We start from the raw sequence: 17,869 nt of genomic DNA on the forward strand, positions 1-17,869 counted from the left end.
CCGGGTCTCGTCTGGCGAATGCGTCGGCCCGCGCTCCCATCCCGGACCGGCCGCGAGCGCGGCGGCGGCGACTTGCTGGTTCGTCGCTCGCGCCGCGCTCGGATGAGCTTCGGGCTGGGGGGCATGGCCCGTGAGCTCATCGATCTCCTGGCGGAAGATCCGTGGTTGCCCGGTGAGGCGGAGCAGAAGGACGGTCGCGATCGACTGGCCGCCTCTCGCAGGCTGCACGAGGTCCCGTCCTCGCTCACCACTTGTAGGAGACGCTGGCGGTGATGCGCCGGCGGTCGCCGTAGAAGCAGGACGAGGCCGACGCGCAGCTCGCGACATAGATCTTGTCGGTCAGGTTGATCACGTTCAGCGCCGTGCGCCAGTTCTGCCATTCATAATGGAGTGCGAGATCGCCGAGCACGACTGCGGGAACCTCGAGCGTGTTTGCGGCGTCGGCCCAGGACGAGCCGATGTAGCGCACGCCACCGCCGAAGCCGAAGCCCTCGAGGGGCCCGTCCTTGAAGGTGTAGTCGGCCCAACCCGACACCAGGAGTTCAGGCGTGTTGGTCGGCGTCTTGCCGACGAGCGACTGATCGAGGTCCTTGCTGGTGAAGAGATGGTAGGCGGTGAAGGCGCCGATCAGCTTCAGTTCCCTGGTGGCGTTGGCCACCGCTTCGAGCTCGATGCCGCGCGAGGTTACCTCACCGGTCTGGTTCTGCAGCAACGAATTCGACGGATCGGTCGTCAGCGCGTTCTGGCGCTTCAGGTCGAAGACCGAGGCGGTGAAATAGCCGTCAAATCCCTTTGGTGCCACCTTCACGCCGATTTCAGCCTGCTTGCCGGTCTCCGGAAGCAGCAGCTGGTTGCTGGCGTTCAGGCCGACGACGGGATTGTAGCTGGTTGCATAGGAGACATAGGGCGCGATGCCGTTGTCGAAATTGTAGATCAGCCCGGCCCGCCCGCTGAACCTGCTGTCGTCGCGGCTGGCGAGCGTCACGCCGCTGTCACGCGCGGCCTGCGTCGTCTCGACCCAGTCATTGCGACCGCTCAGCACCAGCGTGAAGTTTCCAAGCTTCATCTGGTCCTGAAGATAGGTGCCCGCCTGCTTCTGCGTGATCTGGTAGTTGCGGAACGGGGCGCCCGTGAGCGGAATGTTCAGACCATAGACGGGATTGAACACATTGATCGAAGGGACGGTGCCGAAATTGAAGCTCTGGTAGTCGTCAATCTGATAGCCCTTGAGATCGACGCCAAACAGCATCGTGTGCCTGACGGCACCGGTGTTGAAGCGATACTCCAGCTGGTTGTCGAGATTGGCCTGGTTCGCGGTGTTCTTCGCATACCAGTTATAGCGGCCCATCGTCGCCGTGTTGATGTTGTCCCAGCCGTTGCCGATGTAACCGCGATAGGTCAGGTCGATATGCGCAAATCGCGCATTCTGCCGGAACGTGAGGTCGTCGGTGAGATTGCGCTCGAACTGGTAGCCGAGCATCTCCTGCTCGCGGGTGAACTTGTCGACGCTGGGATCGCCGACGAAGAAGCTGGTCGGAATCTTGCCGAACGGTGCGTTGGTCACCGTGCCCTGGTAAGGTAGGAAGTTGATGCCGCGGGTGTCCGTCTTCGACGCCGACGCGAGAACCGTGAAGGTCGTATCGGCATCCGGCTTCCAGGTGAAGGACGGCGCGATGAAGTAGTTGTTGTCAGGCGTGAAGTCGACCTGCGTCCCGCCGTTCCTGACCTCACCGACGACGCGGTAGAACAGCTTTCCGTCCTGGGGCTGCGTTGCGACCGGCCCGCCGACGTCGAAGCCGACATAGGCGTTGCCGAAATTGTTGACGCCGGTCTCGATGTAACGGATCGGCTCGGCCGGCGGCATTTTGCTGATGACGTTGACGATGCCACTCGGGCTCGATCCGCCATAGAGCACGGCGGACGGACCGCGCAGCACCTCGACGCGCTCCATGTTGGACGGCGGCAGCCGCCAGCTCGCATAGGACGTGTAGAACAGTTGCAGGCCGTCGAGGAACAGCCCGATGTCGTCGGACTTGAAGCCGCGGATCAGCCACCAGTCGTTGCGGGTGTCCGCGCCGAACGTCCCTGCCCGCACGCCGGCGGTGTAACGCAGCACCTCGTCGAGTTTGTTCGGCTTCTGGTCGCGGATCTGCTCGGCACCGATGACCGACACCGATTGTGGTGTTTCCATGATCGGCGTGTTGGTCTTGGTGCCGGACGAGCTGCGGTTCGCGACATAGCCGTGCACCGGGCCACGCGGCGTCTCGACGAAGCCGACATCGCGCTGCTGCGGCGGCTTGTTCCTGTTGGCGGTCTGCACCGACGACCTCGCCGCACGGCGCTGAGGGGGCGCAGCGGCCGCGCGGCGGCGCGCTTCCGGCGCGGTGACGGTCACCGCCGGCAGGTTCTGTGCGCCACTCTGCGTGGAAGATTGTGCGAGCGATGCCTGCGGCATCAAGACCCAAGCGGATGCAGTCGCCAACACGGCCGACCGCAGCATTCCAAGACTGTTCAACGCGCCACCCCAAAGCTGCATGTGTGATGCATCATGCCGCCTGTCCCGGAACGGCATGCGCTTGCGATGACGCTTATGTGAGGGTGCGCGATTTCCCTAATTGAAAGCTTCTTAGAAGGACTCTTAGAAGGGCTCCAATGTTTCCGCTGCTGCAGCGAGATCGGTGCGCATTCTTCTCGCTCTCGAACATCTCGGCGGCGATCGCCGTGAGCCGACCGGCCTGTCGCAGCACTGCAAGGAACTCGGCTGCGCTGGGCCACCGCGATCAGGAAGGTCAGGCTCTCGCCGCAACGTCGGATTTTCGGATTTCACGATCAGCTTGCGCGACAACAGATCTGCGAACGGGTGGCTGATCTGTCCCTGTCCTGGCCGACGGCCTCGGCGCCGCTCTTCGTCCGGGCCCGCTTGCCCCGGACGAAACCAGCCAGGCGGACAGATGAAACCATTTTGCGGAACCCGCGAAACGATCCGGAAACAGATCGCCCTTAAGACAAAGCCATAGACGGCGGCAAAGCCCGTCGGGAGGCTCAGATGAACCACTCAATTCATTCCGCTGATCGTGCGACCCACCTGAAAATCGTGGTGGTGGCGCTGGTGGCCGGTATCGTCGTGGCCGGCTTCGGGATCGCAGCCCGGACCCATGGCGATTACGGCCAGACGGCCCAGTCGACGCCTGTGATCAAGGCCGGCAAGCCGGTGGCGGTGACGAGCGCGGCGAGCTCGGAAATTCGCTGATACGTCCTCTTCCGGGCTGACCAATGGCCGCCCCCGGGCGGCCTTTTTGTTTTCCAGAGCAATGCTTAGCCGAGACAGGCCGGTAAAGCGCAACGTCCTTGACTTCACCATGTCCCCCCTTTAAGTCCCCCCTCGTTCCGCGCGCGTCGAGCGAACCACGCGGGAGTAGCTCAGTTGGTTAGAGCGCCGGCCTGTCACGCCGGAGGTCGCGGGTTCGAGCCCCGTCTCTCGCGCCATTTCATGGCGGAATATCAATCCCTTAAATTCAGCCCGATTTGGGCCTTTCCCGCAAAAGTGTCACAATGACCGAAGGTGTGACACTTTTGGACGGTCTTTGTTCCAGGGCCTTGGCGCCCTTGAGCCTCGCCTCGTCGAACCGGCGCACGCTCGGAACGTTCACGGGATTGTAGACTTTTCGCAGCCGATTGTTGGCGGCGACCGTGTTTGCCATCTTGTTGGACTGGTCGGTCACGGTGGCCCCGCCGGCGTCGCCCTCGACTGCCCCGGAGCGCCGCATGTGGCCGAGCTGGCGGAGCTCGTCTGCTCCGAAGGCCAGCTTCCTGACCTTCGCAAAATCCTTTTCAAGGCGGTCCTTGGTATAAGGGCGCGGGGCCCAGTTGCGGCCGCCACCGACATCGCCGCCGCGTCGGCCTGCCGTGCCCTTGCGGCTCACGGCCTTGCCGCCGCGTGTCCAGAACAGCGGCGTATGTTCCAGCATGTCGAGGCCGAGCTTGCGCAGGTACGCCAGCAGGATCGCCTGCGACCATTGTGACAGCGTGCCCGCAGCCGCCCGGCCGGTTTTGGCACGATCGAGAAAGAAGAGCATGCCGAGACCGTCGTCGGCGGCCTGCCCTGCCGTCAGCCGGCGGGCATCGACCGGCGAGAGCATAGAGTCCCAGGCCACCGCCATGCAGGCGGCGAGGCCGTAGAAGCCGTTCCGCCAGGCCGTCTGCACTAGCCGCATGACTTCGCGGCGCAACCAGATTTCGTTCCGTGTCGGCGGGGCGCTGTTGACGAAGCCGAGTGCCGGGTCCTTCTTGTCGCCGACGTAGCCCATCGATCCCATGCGAGCCCACAGCGCACGCCAGACCTTGACCGTCCGGTGCCGTTCGGTGACTGAGACCGCCGTTTCGATCTCGACCACGAGCCCGGCGGGCTTGCCGGTAATCCCGTCAATCCGCAGGAAGTGCTCGGGGATAATGGTATTGGGATCGCAGTCGCCGAATTTAGGCTCGATCCAGCGCCAGGCGCGCGGCCAGTCGTCTCGGCCTTCTTGCTCCTTGCTCCAGACCACTCCCCTTGCCAGTCTCTCGGCTTTTCGCATCGCCATAACGCGCTGGTATGCTTCGCCGACCGAGCCGGGTGGATAGACCTTTAAAGTCGTTTGGGCGGGCGGCGTGATCTTTCCACTCCGTATCTCGTCCCACGCCCGGTTGAACGCTAACGCGCGCTGGCGGTCCTCCAGGCTAGCGGCAGGATTTCCATCGGCATCGAGGGCGGGCCCTCCTCGCCCGAGAGTGACAAGCCCGAAACCATATTCCCGCATCGTCCTGGTAGGACGCCATCGCCAGCGACCGTTGAGATAAATGAAGTAGCGGATTTTGTCCTTTCCCATGAGCGCCCCCGACGCATTCCGGTGTGAGCCGGAAGATTTACCCGACACCCAGCTTCTCCCGAGCATCGCGGGCCTTGGGCAGGCCGGTCAAGTTCTCTTCACGCGGCTTTCCTGTCGTTTCAGTTAGGACGGTACCATCAGGACGAACTCCGACGACCTTCAATCCCGCAGACAGTGCTGCACGGATCGCGCGCTCGATGGCGCGCTGAGTGGGAGGATTGAGCCTAGTCATCGACGCTCAACAGCAGCAACGGACGTCTGATTGGCCTAAACCGTCATCCAGAGTGCTCGCTGTCATTTGTCGGATAAGAACGGAAGAGCCAGGGCATCCTCCACTTGGCCCGCCAGTTGACGATCGAGCAATGCCTCGAAGCGGTCACAAGCATCAATAATGGACCCCCCACGTCGGTTGTCCTTTCCATAGGTCGATCCTCGTTGGAAGTTGGGTTGATTTTTTAGAAAGTTGCGGAAAGCGGCATCATGATCAGCGTAGAAAACGCTTTTTGATGCGCAGTAATCCCGAAACCTTTGCTCCACATCTTTCAGGTCGAGGCCGAGCGAGCTTGCGAGATGAGCGTGCTGATCGTTGGGTCTCCAGCCCTCCGGAATTGGTCCCTTCCCTTTTCGCGTGCTTTTGAAGGAGGGACGCATTTCGCGCGGGGGTCTGGTGTCGTTAGACACCAGCGAATCTGAATCTGGATCTGTTTCTGACTCTGGGACCGCTTCTGGAACGGTGGATGAAACGTTTCCGGCCCCGTTTCTTCGGCGATCTCGATAGTCGCGAACACGAGACGTAGAACTGTCAGATTCGTATTGGCGGCCTTTCCAGTTATGTGGGCTCAACTTTCCATCGTTCGCGTCAAGGAGCCCTGCGGCTTTGAGTTCATCCAGTAATGATTGTGTTCGAGAAGGGGTAAGGCGGAGAAGGAACGCGACGTCCTGAAGAGGGGGAAGAATGCCCGCGCATTTCGAGGCAATGCAAAGAACATTGATCCATCCCCGAAAAACGCGATCGGGGAGACTTTGGACCTTTGGATCGTTGATCAGGTCGTTGTAGAGGCGAAACCATTTGAGCGCCGTGGTCCTCGGCCGCGCGTCCGTCACGTTTGTTGACCGAAATGCGCGGGACGCGCGGTGCCGTCCATCCAGGCATCTAGATCGCCTTCGCGATAACGCACTGCTCTTCCGATGCGCGTAAACCGCGGCCCAGAACCGTTCATTCGCAGCTTAGCCAAGGTCGACGTCGAGCTCCGCAGGTAGGCTGCGGCTTCTTTGGATGTGAGGTATTTCTCGGCTGACATATGTTCTCTCCAACGCAAAAAGCCCGCGCGGCGTGGCCGGCGAGCTCTCAGGGTGATGTATTCAAGGCACAAAAAAACGCCCTCGAAGGGCGTTGGGCACTAACTGAAGTGGCGACACGCTACTTAGGCGCAGAACCGCACACTACGTATTTGCGACCATATGGCGTTCCTCGATATTCCTCAAGTGGCACAGAACGCTCCAGTATTTCTCATCCACAATATTTGCCCGATTGAGGATCCTCCAGCAGCCTCGGTACTCAATTAAATCACCATCTAGTAGGGCTGAGACAGTTGGTGAGACACCTTAAGAATTGACAAGGGTGTCTCACTGTTGCGGTTCGTGGACAGGCCCGCCTGACGTTGAGCAACGCCCCAACAACAAGATTATGAGCCTGAGCGCGCGCAATTGGAGCGGTTTGCACCCAATTGACACCCAATTGGGCTGGTGAGACACCGTGAGTCATCGCGCACGTTCGGATGAGACAGGGTGTCTCAGGCTTCGCTGAGTAAAACTGAAATACCAAGAAAGACTTAGCGTGAGACACCTTGCAGGATATCGCTGAGACACAGGGGTGAGCTGCGAAGCTACGTCCTAAAGGCACCAGTAAAAGCAAAAGACCTGCTGTTGGCCGGGATGCACGCGGCCGTCGACCAGGACCTCGGTAATTGCGTCCGCAGGCTGTCACGATTAAGGATGCGGAGAAGTCGATCGTTGGTCGACACGGCGTCCTGCTCGCGCGTGAGGTAGTCGGCGAGCGCGACCATGGCAGCGCCATAGCTCTGTTCGATCTGCTCGGCGGCGCCGCAGAAGCTAGATGGAGGAAAGGGCGACCGCTAGGCCGCCTCTTCGCCTTCATCTGGCGCGTTCTTGCGCAATTCGATGTCGAAGCTCAGATCCATCGGAAGCTGGATCGGCTCCTCGGTTGGGTGCGCGTCATTCCAGTGATCCTGATCATAGCTCAGCATTAGGCCATCGCTGACCATTTGCTCTCGACGGTTTACCAGCGAAACGTGCATTTGTGTGCGCGTCGCTTCTTCAATATCCACGAAGAAGTGGAGTTGAGTGCCCCCATGCGAGGTTCTAAGCGCGTGGTACACGCGGAACGGCTTTCCGGTCTTCTTATCGTATTCAACTACTTCGCGTGCTGCGTCGGTGAACTGGCGGGCGAGGAGATCAACCGGATCAGGAGGCGTCGGGAGTTGCCAGCCTCTTCCGATCGCCCAAAGGGCGACCTTTTTCATGTCGATCTCAAGCACCTTAGTTTCATCCTTATAAGCCCGGATCAGGCGTTGCATTTCCTTACGTCGCGACATTCTGTCCTCATAAGTTGCCGAGTGGTTGCACGTCTCCCCACCCGTCTCTGATCGCATTCGGCGCGACGATCGAACGGATTTTCGTTATGTGATTCCCAAAACGGTCATAGCGGCCGATACGGTGACGCAACTGACCTGCGATCAGACCCGGGTGAACGCTTGCCATCTTCGCGAAAGCTAAGATGTCCCGCTCCGGAAAGAGAGGGGCCTTTCTAGCAATGAAGGCATCCATCATCTTTTGAGGCACGCAAAAGTCGGCCGCGGCAGAGTTCGCCTCTCGCTCCTCAGCTTCAATGTGGTCCCCAGTACCCGCGCGATCTCCTTCCAATTCTGCATCTAACATGTAGGTCTGTCCGAGACCGTGCCGCTGACGCACATGTTCCAGTTCGTGCCGCAGAACGAACCAAAAATTGTCAATCCTGTCGAAGCGCAAGGACATGGCAACCACTGGAGAGGTTTCATCCAGCCAAAAACAAACACCGTCGATCTTTGCGGACGGTAGCGTTTCGACAATCAGAAAGCGTATGCCGTGTTCGGCAAGGATGCGTGGTACTTTCCGAGCTTCTTCGGCTGCCCCCAACAAACCCTTTAGTTTTGCGAGTACACCAGGGAGCGCCGCAGGGCTGTATTTCGCAACAAGCATTTGGCTCGCAATCTGCTTTACCCGGTAGAGCCAAGCTAATTGCGTGGGGGTCGCCGGGGTGTTCACCTCGGTCTTTTTTGCCGAATGGGGTATGACCTCGATGTCCTCAATACGGTTGACGCCGAAAAACCGCATCAACTCCGTAGTGACGGCCGGGTCACGGATGTCTTGAGCGTTGATCCATCCGCGCTTAATCATTTCCGAGATCGGAAGCTGGCCATACAGGTGCGCTCGCACCGATCGCCCGGAGTCGGGGCGGCGCGTTACCCGCGCCAGAGCCAAGTCGTACCGATGCTGAATGGACAAAAATTGTTCGGCAGGAACTTCGAATAGTTCTTCCAGCGTCAGGGCTAGTTCGGCATCGATAGGCCGCTTATCGGCCACTAGCCGCGCAACGCCGGATTTGTCTAGGCCAAGAACGACGGCAAGCGTTACCTGGGTCCAGCTACGCTGCTCCATCAGGGCCGAAACGAACTGGCCCGGGGTGCGAAAGTCTTTAGAATCAAGGCTCATACCGACAAAGTACCAGAGTTGCGCAATTGCGCAACTTGAAGCCTGGCACGCAATAAATCACCAATTCGCTATGGGGCAGGCTCCCTGGCGCCATTACTTCCGGCTAAAGGAGGCTGTCGACGGACCTAAATGCCGGTCAGTCGGGCGTCCCGCTCAGTAACCCATGAAGCGATTTAGGTGGTTCGTAAGGCCGGTGAAGAGGCCCTAGATACTCGGCCAGCAGGCGGAACCCTATTGCCTTGCCGTTCAGGCGGGCCGCTTCATAGTCGCGCAGATTTGGCGTGCAAGCCCAGCCTTCGCATTGGTCGGCAAGATTGTCGAGCTGTGAGCTCGACAACAAGCCCAACGTGCCCGGTGGCGGAACAGCGAAATAATCAATCAAGCACAGCGCGTCCGCTCTGGGTATCGACTGCTCCAGTGCTCCCCCTCGATCAACAATGACCTTCAAGTACTCTGGGAGACTAAGCATCCTGTATCGCCGTTCAGCTTTTGCCTCTTCAAGAGCGGCTTCTTTGATGATCGTGAGCTTGTGTTTCATCTCGCTGATCTCGGCAGCCGATGAGCTTACTACAATGTTCTCAGTGATCTGGGCGTACCTTTGTGCGCAGAGCTGGATGTAATATTCGGGCTGGGACTTTTTGACCACGAATGACCTACCAGCGAGTGGCTAGCGCCGCTTAGGGCGTTCAGAGCGGCGCTGCTTGTTGGTTCAGGTTCGCTCCCAACATCAGGTAGTCAGCTTCCCTTCGATCTTCGAGTCCTTCTCGTCCCTTCAGCGAAAATTTCCTGAAAGCTCACGCTTAGGGCTTGGGCGACATGCCAGAGCGTGACAATGGTCGCATTGCGAGTCCCAAGCTCAAGTCCGCTCACGTAAGACCGATCGACGCCCAACCGATTGGCCAATTCCGCTTGTGACAACCCGGCCGTAATGCGAAGCCGCCTAACGTTGTTCCCAACTAGTTGTCGCACGTCCTCTGCCATGGACACAATGCGACAGACCGTGCAATAGATTGCGACGCATTATAGTGCACGTCGAGAGGGCGCGCGTTGGGCGAAACGGCCCATCAAGCACGGCTTTTAACCAGCCGCGCCAGGGCAGCGGGAGGGGCGGCAGATGAGGGGTCAACTTCGGGCAATTCTACTGGGCGGATGGACCGCACTGCTTCCACTGGAGCCCGCACACGCTGGCCAAGTAGAGGGGCGCATTGACTGTCATGGCGTGAAGGTCTGCACGGTTGAAGACCTGAAGGTTACCGGCGCAATCGACAAGGTAGACGCCGATAACGTCCTTCAACTTCTCAGAGATGCAGAGGCCCGTACGGACAAATCCCAAGTCCCTGATCTCACTAGCTATGCCGTTGCCAGCGTCATTACATTGAATAGTCCGGGAGGTTCTGTTCCTGCGGCGATGGCAATCGGAAGATTAGCTAGGCAGCATAGGATGGTTGCATTGGTGCCAGGCGGAGCATCCTGCGTCAGCGCTTGTGTTCTCATCTATGCTGGGGCTGTGGTCCGGAACGCTCGCTCGACGGGTGGACGAATTGGGATCCATGCCCCCTTCTTTCTTGACGCGCCTGATTCCAAGATCGACGAGCAGGAAATAAGGCGTAGCTACACTTCGCTTGTTCAGGATATTAGGTCCTATTTCCGGGAGATGAACGTCTCAGAGGCTCTTGCGGACGAGATGCTGAAGACGCCGGCGTCGTCGGTCCGATTCTTGAGCGTTGAGGACCAAGACAGGTATGGCTTAGTTGTCATGGACCCAGTGGAAAGCGAGTTTCTAAGTCTGAGTCACGCAAAACAACTTGGCCTAACACGACTTGAGCACAATCGCAGAAGCGCGCTGGTCCATCAATTCTGCACCGATAGAACCTCATTTGTTTCATGTGCGGACGCTGTCTACCAAACCGGCAAGCCGCCCGAGCTTCTAGACTTCAGCAGCCAAGTCGCGACACCGACTAAGTAGCTTGCCATGTTAGCTAGCGATTATGGACGCTACCGACGAGGCGGAGAATGTCGCACCGCGTTCGTTTGTGTAACCTAGCTTCGCGAGTTCCTCGGCGACGGCACGCAGCGATCGCTGGTGTCCTTTCCTTGAACGGCGGCGTAAACGCTTTGCTGTGGCAACTAGCTCGGGTTTGATCTCCGCCCAGCTTTTCCGCCCCTCCACCTTCCCAACAGCTTCACGCTTGCGCTGACGTGCGGCCCGAAGCTTCGCTACGGTAGTGGCCTTCTCGAACTGAGCGATGGCGCCGAGCACCTGGCGCACTAGGACAGCTGTCGGGGTGTCCTCGATGAAAAAGTCAGGCGAGCTCGCCGGGATCAGTGTGATGCCCAGACTCCGTAGGTGATCGTGACCAGCCAGCTGGACGGCTAGGTCGCGCGCAAAGCGGTCCGGGCTCTCGACGAGGATGGTCCTGACACCGTTGCCGGCGATGCGGTCGAGCATTGCTGCAAAGCCGGGCCGCTCAGCCACGGGATCGGCCCCACTGACCGCGGCATCGTAGAACTCGCCGACGAGCTCGTACCCATTTGCCCGGGCAAAGCTGGCGATGGCCACGCGCTGGCGGCGATCACTGTCTTTATCCGCTCCGACGTTGGTAGCTGAGGACGTGCGGAGATAGCCCACAGCGTCCACCCGTTTGCCTTTGTTTCCCATCAACTTACCCCGAATTATTGTACGGTTTTCTTGAGATATCTGTACAACAACGATCAGTGTTCAACAACCCTAATCGAGCGCGGCTCCGGACGGCTCGACCCGGTCGGTGCTGCTAGAGCCGGAGCAAACTTGGCGACCATGCGAAGGCCACCATACGGGCGGGCTACTTTCTGGCAGTTCACGGCCACAAGTTGGGGTTGTCGTCCGAGAATGCCCTTGGCAAATTGGCATTCCTTCAGGAATCATGGGGCTTTCCCGATCGTGAACCACCAAAATCTGTCTTCCTTCATCTGGTCCGTGGCCGATCTACTGCGGGGTGATTACAAGCAGTCTGACTATGGGAAGGTGATCCTGCCGTTCACGGTGTTGCGGCGTCTGGATTGTGTGCTTGAGCCCACCAAGGCGAAGGTGCTGGCTGAGTTCGCGGCAAAGAAGAAGGCGGGCCTGAACCCGGACCCATTCCTGCTCCGCGCGTCGGGCCTGAGTTTCTACAACACTTCCGATCTCGATCTGCGTAAGCTGATGGGTGATCAGGACCACATCAGCCAGAACCTCTACGCCTATATTCAGGCGTTCTCACCTGCAGTGCGCGACATCTTCGAACGGTTCAGCTTCTCGAACCAGATTGACAAGCTGGCGAAGGGCGGCCTGCTCTATCTTGTCACCGAGAAGTTCGCAGGTATCGACCTGCATCCCGAGGCCGTTGACAACCACGAGATGGGACTAGCCTTCGAGGAGCTGATCCGCAAGTTCGCTGAACTTTCAAACGAGACTGCCGGTGAACACTTCACGCCGCGCGAAGTCATCCGATTGATGGTCAACCTGTTGTTTGTCGAAGACGATGACGTTCTGACCAAGCCAGGCGTGGTCCGCACCATCTATGACCCCACGGCTGGCACGGGCGGCATGCTGTCAGTTGCGGGCGAGCACCTTACCGCGTTGAACCCGCAGGCTCGGCTGACCATGTTCGGCCAGGAGCTGAACGACGAGAGCTATGCAATCTGCAAGGCGGACATGCTGATCAAGGGGCAGGATGTGACTAAGATCGTCGCGGGCAACACCTTGTCGGAAGATGGACATCCTCACGCGAAGTTTGATTACATGCTCTCCAATCCTCCGTTCGGCGTGGAATGGAAGAAGGTCGAGAAGGAGGTGCGCAAGGAACACGAGAGCCAAGGCTTCAATGGCCGCTTCGGTCCCGGCCTGCCGCGCGTATCCGATGGGTCGCTGCTCTTTCTGCTGCATCTCCTCTCCAAGATGCGTCCTGCGCAGGACGGAGGCAGCCGCTTCGGCATCGTTCTTAATGGCTCACCACTGTTCACTGGCGGCGCAGGATCGGGCGAGAGCGAAATCCGCCGCTACCTGCTAGAGAACGATCTGGTCGAGGCCATTATCGGCCTTCCGACCGACATGTTCTACAACACTGGTATTTCGACCTACGTCTGGATCGTCTCTAACCGGAAGCCGTCGCTGCGGAAGGGCAAGGTGCAGCTCATCGACGCCAGCTCGTTCTGGCAGAAGATGCGCAAGAGCCTCGGCTCCAAGCGTAAGGAGATGAGTGATGCGCACATCGCCGAGGTGACAAAGTTGTTCGGCTCGTTTGTCGAAGCCCAGCTCGCTACCGTGTTCGATGTCGAAGGCAAGGAGATAACTCAGCAGGTGGTGCAGGCAGGCAAGACCCCGCCGGTCCCGCCCCAGAGCGGCAAGGTGAATCTCGCGCCACTCTCTCGTATCTTTGCCAATAATGCTTTCGGCTATCGCACCATTACAGTAGAGCGCCCACTGCGCGACGAGAAGGGGCAGGTGGTACTAAGCACAAAGGGCAAGCAGAAGGGCAATCCGCAACCCGACGCTTCACTGCGCGACACCGAGAATGTGCCGCTTTCGGACGACGTTGCAGACTATTTCAAGCGCGAGGTACTACCCCACGCGCGCGATGCGTGGATCGATGAGGAGAAGACCAAGACGGGATACGAAATCCCCTTCAATAGGCACTTCTACGTGTTCAAACCACCGCGCCCTCTGGCCGAGATCGACGCCGACCTGACTCGGGTGACAGCCCGCATAAAGGCGATGATCGAAGGGTTGGCGGCATGAGTTTTCCACGATACCCGAGATATAAAGATTCCGGTGTCGAGTGGCTCGGCCGCATCCCCGAGCATTGGGATGTGCTCCGAGCTACCCATTTGTTCAACGAGGTTGCCGAGCAAGGCAGTGAGGACTTGCCCATTTTGAGTGTTTCAATTCACGATGGGGTCTCTGACGACGAGTTGAACGATGAGCAGTTGGACCGCAAAGTCAGTCGCAGTGACGACAGATCAAAATACAAAAGAGTTCAACCCGACGATCTCGTTTACAACATGATGCGAGCCTGGCAGGGCGGGTTCGGAACCGTTCGTGCGACAGGAATGGTCAGCCCTGCGTACGTCGTCGCTCGGCCGAAGTCTCGGTTTTCAACGGTTTTTGTTGAGCACCTCCTTCGTACGCCTAATGCAATCGAGGAAATGAGGCGGCATTCGCACGGGGTGACTGACTTCCGTCTCCGCTTGTATTGGGACAGCTTCAAAGACCTATACCTGACTTTGCCGCCGCATGACGAGCAACTCGCAATCATCGATTTTCTCCACCGCGAGGTAGCGAAGATCGATGCACTAGTGTCGGAGCAGCAGCGGTTGATCGAACTGCTCAAGGAGAAGCGGCAGGCGGTCATCTCAGACGCTGTTACAAAGGGACTCGACCGGAACGCGCCGACACGGCGGACCGGAATTGAGGGTATGGACGAAGTGCCCACGCATTGGGAGGTGAAGCGGATCAAGCATCTATCCGCTTTCATTTCGAAGGGAACGACGCCCACCACGATAGGCGCTGAGTTCGTCGAAACCGGCGTCCGCTTCCTAAAGGCCGAGAACATCACGGATGGCAGGGTCTCAAGCGAACCTGAGTTCTTTATTTCACCAGAGACTCATCGCCTAATGGTCCGAAGTAACCTGCACGATCTCGATGTTCTCGTTGTGATCGCTGGGGCAACAACCGGAAAATCCGCCGTGGTTACCGAGGATTTGTTACCTGCGAACACTAACCAGGCTGTTGCATTTGTTCGATGCCGCGACAAGCGACATGCGGCTTTCGTCAATTTCTGGATGTCCACTGCCTTCGTTCAGGAGAGGGTAAAACTGGCATCCGTACAATCGGCCCAACCGAACCTTTCGATGGAAGACTTGGGGAATATGCAGATCCCTGTGCCGTCTCCTGCGGAGCAAACACAGATACTGGACTACCTAGACGCAGAATTGGGTAGGCTTGATGCACTTACCGGGGAAGCCGCAAAAGCAATCGAATTGCTCGAAGAGCACCGTGTCGCCCTGATCTCTGCTGCTGTCACTGGCAAAATCGACCTTCGCGGCCTAGCAGGCGCCAAAGCCTCAACGGCGGTGGTCGCCGCATGAGCCTGCACAAGGAGATCAGCTTCGAGGACGAGATTTGCGGCCATCTCGCCGCGGGGAGCTGGCTCTATGCGGAAGGCGATGCAGCCCTCTACGACCGCCCTCGCGCCCTCTTTCCGGCTGATCTTCTCGCCTGGGTGCAAGCCACGCAGCCAACCGCATGGCAGACTTTGTCGAAGAACCACGGCGCGAGTGCCGAAGGTATCCTGCTCGACCGCGTCCGCAAGCAGCTCGATGATCGCGGCACTCTCGACGTGCTGCGGCACGGCGTCGAGCTGATCGGGTTGCGCCAGCCCATCGCGCTCGCCCAGTTCAAACCAGCGCTGGCGATGAACGCCGACATCCTCGCTCGTTACGCCGCGAACCGCCTGAGAGTCGTGCGGCAGGTGCGCTACTCCTCGGCGAATGAAAACTGCCTTGACCTCGTGCTGTTCCTCAACGGGCTTCCGGTCGCAACCGCCGAACTCAAAACCGACTTCACCCAGAGCATTGACGATGCCATAGACCAGTATCGCTTCGACCGCCACCCGCGCCCCAAGGGGCAAGGTGTCGAGCCGCTACTGAACTCCCCTAGCGGAGCCCTGGTGCATTTCGCCGTCAGTAACAGTGAAGTCCACATGACGACGCAGCTTGCCGGTCCAGCGACCGCCTTTTTGCCCTTCAATAAGGGTGACCACGGAGCCAAGGGCAACCCGCCGAACCCGGCCGGTCACCGCACGAGCTACCTCTGGGAGGAGGTCTGGCAACGCGATAGCTGGTTGGAGATAACTGGCCGCTATCTCGTGACCCGGCGTGACGACAAGAAGAAGATCACTAGCATCGTCTTCCCGCGTTATCACCAGCTCGACGCCACCCGGAAGCTGCAAGCCAAGGTTCTTGACGAGGAAGCAGGCGGCAAGTTCCTGATCCAGCACTCGGCAGGCTCCGGCAAGACCAATTCGATTGCCTGGTCCGCGCACTTTCTCGCCGACCTGCACGATGCCAACAACGAGAAACTGTTCTCGACCGTCATCGTCATCTCCGACCGCAACGTGATCGACGCCCAGCTTCAGGATGCACTGTTCGACTTCCAGCGCACCACTGGCGTGGTTGCGACCATCAAGTCCGAAGGAGCGAGCAAGAGCGGGCAGCTCGCGGAGGCGCTTGCGGCAGGCAAGAAGATCATCGTCTGCACCATCCAGACCTTTCCGTTCGCCCTGGAAGAGGTTCGCAGGCTTGCAGCTACTGAAGGCAAGCGTTTCGCGGTGATCGCCGACGAGGCGCACTCGTCGCAGACCGGCGAAGCTGCCGCAAAACTCAAGGAAGTGCTATCGCCCGAGGAGCTGGCCGAACTGGGGGACGGCGGCGAGATCAGCACAGAGGACGTGCTGGCTGCTCAGATGGCGACTCGCGCTAACGACAAGGGTATCACCTACGTCGCCTTCACAGCCACGCCGAAGGCCAAGACGCTGCAATTATTCGGGCGTCCGCCGAAACCCAATAGGCCGGTTGGTGATGATAATCTGCCTGCCCCGTTCCATGTCTACTCGATGCGGCAAGCCATTGAGGAAGGCTTCATCCTCGACGTGCTGAAGAACTACACGCCATACCGGCTGGCCTTCCGCCTCGCCAACAACGGCAAGGAATGGGACGACAAGGAAGTCGAGCGCGATGCGGCGCTGAAGGGGATTATGCGCTGGGTTCGGCTGCATCCCTATAACATTAGCCAGAAAGTACAGATCGTCGTCGAGCATTTCCGCGAGAGCGTCGCGCCGTTGCTGGAGGGCCGTGCCAAGGCCATGGTCGTGCTGGGAAGCCGCGTTGAGGCAGTGCGCTGGCAACTCGCTATAGAGAAGTACATCAAGTCCCGTGGTTACGAGATCGGGACGCTGGTCGCCTTCTCAGGTGAGGTGATTGACCATGAGTCCGGCTCTGATCCCTTTACCGAATCCAGCAAGGCGCTGAACCCCAGCCTGAATGGACGCGATATCCGGGACGCCTTCAAGGGCAACGAGTTCCAGATCCTCCTGGTCGCAAACAAGTTCCAGACAGGGTTCGATCAGCCGCTGCTTTGCGGCATGTATGTAGACCGGCGTCTTGCGGGCATCCAGGCCGTGCAGACATTGTCGCGGCTCAACCGTGCTTATCCGGGCAAAGACACGACGTATGTGCTGGACTTCGTCAACAGCTCGGAAGAGGTGCTAGCGGCGTTCAAGACCTACTACGACACAGCCGAGCTGGAGAGCGTCACCGACCCCAACCTCGTCTATGACCTGCGGGCCAAACTCGACGCGTTGGGGCACTACGACGAGTTCGAAGTCGATCGCGTCGTGGCGGTCGAAATGAACCCAAAAGCCAAGCAGGGTGACCTGATCGCAGCCCTTGAGCCGGTGGTGGATCGCCTCCTGAAACGGTTCAAGCAGGCCCAGGAGAAGCTTCAGACAGCGCAAGCGAAGGACGACGCCAAGGCCATTGAGGAAGCCAATGGCGAGATCAATGCGCTCACCCTGTTCAAGGGTGACATGGGCGCGTTCCAGCGCACGTACAGCTTCCTGTCGCAAATCTTCGACTATGGCAACACGGCCATCGAGAAGCGGTTCATGTTCTACCGGCGGCTGATCCCGCTCCTGGAGTTCGGTCGCGAGCGCGAAGGCATCGACCTGTCGAAGGTAAAGCTCACCCATCATAGCCTAAAAGACCAAGGCAAACGGCAGTTGCCGCTCGGGGATGGTGAAGCGCCCAAGCTGCCGCCCCTGTCGGAGGCCGGTTCCGGTTCACTGCACGAGAAAGAGAAGGCGCGGCTCGAAGAGATCATTGCCAAGGTAAACGATCTGTTCGAAGGCGATCTGACCGACGACGATCAGCTCGTTTACGTGAACAACGTCATCAAGGGAAAGCTGCTGGAGTCCGAAGAGCTGGTTCTTCAGGCCAGCAACAACACCAAGGCGCAATTCGCCAACTCGCCGACGCTTTCTAAGGAAATCATGAACGCGGTGATGGATGCATTGGCGGCTCACACGACTATGAGCAAGCAAGCTATCGACAGCGAGCGGGTACGAGAGGGGCTGAAGGACGTCCTGCTTGGGCCTGGTCAACTGTACGAGGCGTTAAGAGATAAGGCGGATGCACCAACTCCGTTACCATCTCGGTGA

14 protein-coding genes and 1 tRNA gene are annotated in these 17,869 nt (G+C 59.1%); 6 read left to right on the top strand and 9 right to left on the bottom strand.

The annotated features are described in order from the left end of the window. Nucleotides 1-244 precede the first annotated feature (244 nt). A complete protein-coding gene (locus tag ABIA42_RS15935) occupies nt 245-2,500 on the bottom strand; it encodes a TonB-dependent siderophore receptor (RefSeq protein ID WP_370123406.1) in 2,256 nt (751 codons plus the stop codon). 546 nt (nt 2,501-3,046) lie between these two features. Between ABIA42_RS15935 and ABIA42_RS15940 the strand changes: the two genes are divergently transcribed. Both ABIA42_RS15940 and ABIA42_RS15945 read left to right on the top strand, forming a co-directional pair. After that, nucleotides 3,047-3,250, top strand: coding sequence for a hypothetical protein (locus ABIA42_RS15940; RefSeq protein ID WP_028178218.1), 204 nt, complete (start codon nt 3,047-3,049; stop codon nt 3,248-3,250). A 159-nt stretch (nt 3,251-3,409) separates the two neighbouring features. Continuing rightward, a tRNA-Asp gene (locus tag ABIA42_RS15945) sits at nt 3,410-3,486 on the top strand. A 29-nt stretch (nt 3,487-3,515) separates the two neighbouring features. Here the strand turns inward: ABIA42_RS15945 and ABIA42_RS15950 are convergent. From ABIA42_RS15950 to ABIA42_RS15980, 7 genes are all read right to left on the bottom strand, one after another. Further along, nucleotides 3,516-4,931 (bottom strand): hypothetical protein, encoded by a 1,416-nt coding sequence (locus ABIA42_RS15950; protein ID WP_370123403.1) that lies wholly within the window; start codon nt 4,929-4,931, stop codon nt 3,516-3,518. A 228-nt stretch (nt 4,932-5,159) separates the two neighbouring features. Then, entirely contained in the window at nt 5,160-5,969 is an 810-nt protein-coding gene (locus ABIA42_RS15955; RefSeq protein ID WP_370123400.1) for a hypothetical protein, read from the bottom strand. Beyond that, on the bottom strand, nt 5,966-6,166 hold the full coding sequence (locus tag ABIA42_RS15960; RefSeq protein ID WP_370123398.1) for a helix-turn-helix transcriptional regulator: 201 nt from the start codon (nt 6,164-6,166) through the stop codon (nt 5,966-5,968). Before ABIA42_RS15960 ends, ABIA42_RS15955 begins: the two co-directional genes overlap by 4 nt. An 834-nt stretch (nt 6,167-7,000) precedes the next feature. Beyond that, nucleotides 7,001-7,480 (bottom strand): hypothetical protein, encoded by a 480-nt coding sequence (locus tag ABIA42_RS15965; protein ID WP_370123395.1) that lies wholly within the window; start codon nt 7,478-7,480, stop codon nt 7,001-7,003. A gap of 7 nt (nt 7,481-7,487) precedes the next feature. Continuing rightward, nucleotides 7,488-8,636 carry a helix-turn-helix domain-containing protein gene (locus ABIA42_RS15970; RefSeq protein ID WP_370123392.1) on the bottom strand — a complete coding sequence of 383 codons (1,149 nt, stop codon included), beginning with the start codon at nt 8,634-8,636 and terminating at the stop codon, nt 7,488-7,490. 136 nt (nt 8,637-8,772) lie between these two features. Next, on the bottom strand, nt 8,773-9,282 hold the full coding sequence (locus ABIA42_RS15975) for a hypothetical protein (protein WP_370123389.1): 510 nt from the start codon (nt 9,280-9,282) through the stop codon (nt 8,773-8,775). A gap of 89 nt (nt 9,283-9,371) precedes the next feature. Beyond that, complete coding sequence (locus tag ABIA42_RS15980) at nt 9,372-9,617, bottom strand: helix-turn-helix domain-containing protein (RefSeq protein WP_370123387.1); 246 nt, start codon at nt 9,615-9,617, stop codon at nt 9,372-9,374. A gap of 133 nt (nt 9,618-9,750) precedes the next feature. Between ABIA42_RS15980 and ABIA42_RS15985 the strand changes: the two genes are divergently transcribed. Beyond that, on the top strand, nt 9,751-10,602 hold the full coding sequence (locus ABIA42_RS15985) for an ATP-dependent Clp protease proteolytic subunit (protein ID WP_370123384.1): 852 nt from the start codon (nt 9,751-9,753) through the stop codon (nt 10,600-10,602). A gap of 9 nt (nt 10,603-10,611) precedes the next feature. On the opposite strand, the gene ABIA42_RS15990 is transcribed toward ABIA42_RS15985, so the two are convergent. Then, nucleotides 10,612-11,295, bottom strand: a complete 684-nt coding sequence (locus tag ABIA42_RS15990) for a recombinase family protein (RefSeq protein ID WP_370123381.1) — start codon at nt 11,293-11,295, stop codon at nt 10,612-10,614. Between the two features lie 216 nt (nt 11,296-11,511). Here ABIA42_RS15990 and ABIA42_RS15995 point away from each other — a divergent pair, with 216 nt between their 5' ends. From ABIA42_RS15995 to ABIA42_RS16005, 3 genes are read left to right on the top strand one after another with little or no spacing between them, the layout of a single operon-like run. Continuing rightward, a complete protein-coding gene (locus tag ABIA42_RS15995) occupies nt 11,512-13,392 on the top strand; it encodes an N-6 DNA methylase (RefSeq protein ID WP_370123378.1) in 1,881 nt (626 codons plus the stop codon). Next, complete coding sequence (locus tag ABIA42_RS16000) at nt 13,389-14,741, top strand: restriction endonuclease subunit S (RefSeq protein ID WP_370123375.1); 1,353 nt, start codon at nt 13,389-13,391, stop codon at nt 14,739-14,741. Before ABIA42_RS15995 ends, ABIA42_RS16000 begins: the two co-directional genes overlap by 4 nt. Further along, nucleotides 14,738-17,869 carry a type I restriction endonuclease subunit R gene (locus tag ABIA42_RS16005; protein ID WP_370123372.1) on the top strand — a complete coding sequence of 1,044 codons (3,132 nt, stop codon included), beginning with the start codon at nt 14,738-14,740 and terminating at the stop codon, nt 17,867-17,869. Before ABIA42_RS16000 ends, ABIA42_RS16005 begins: the two co-directional genes overlap by 4 nt.

Source organism: Bradyrhizobium sp. USDA 327 (assembly GCF_041262065.1).
GTDB classification, from domain to species: Bacteria; Pseudomonadota; Alphaproteobacteria; order Rhizobiales; family Xanthobacteraceae; genus Bradyrhizobium; species Bradyrhizobium liaoningense.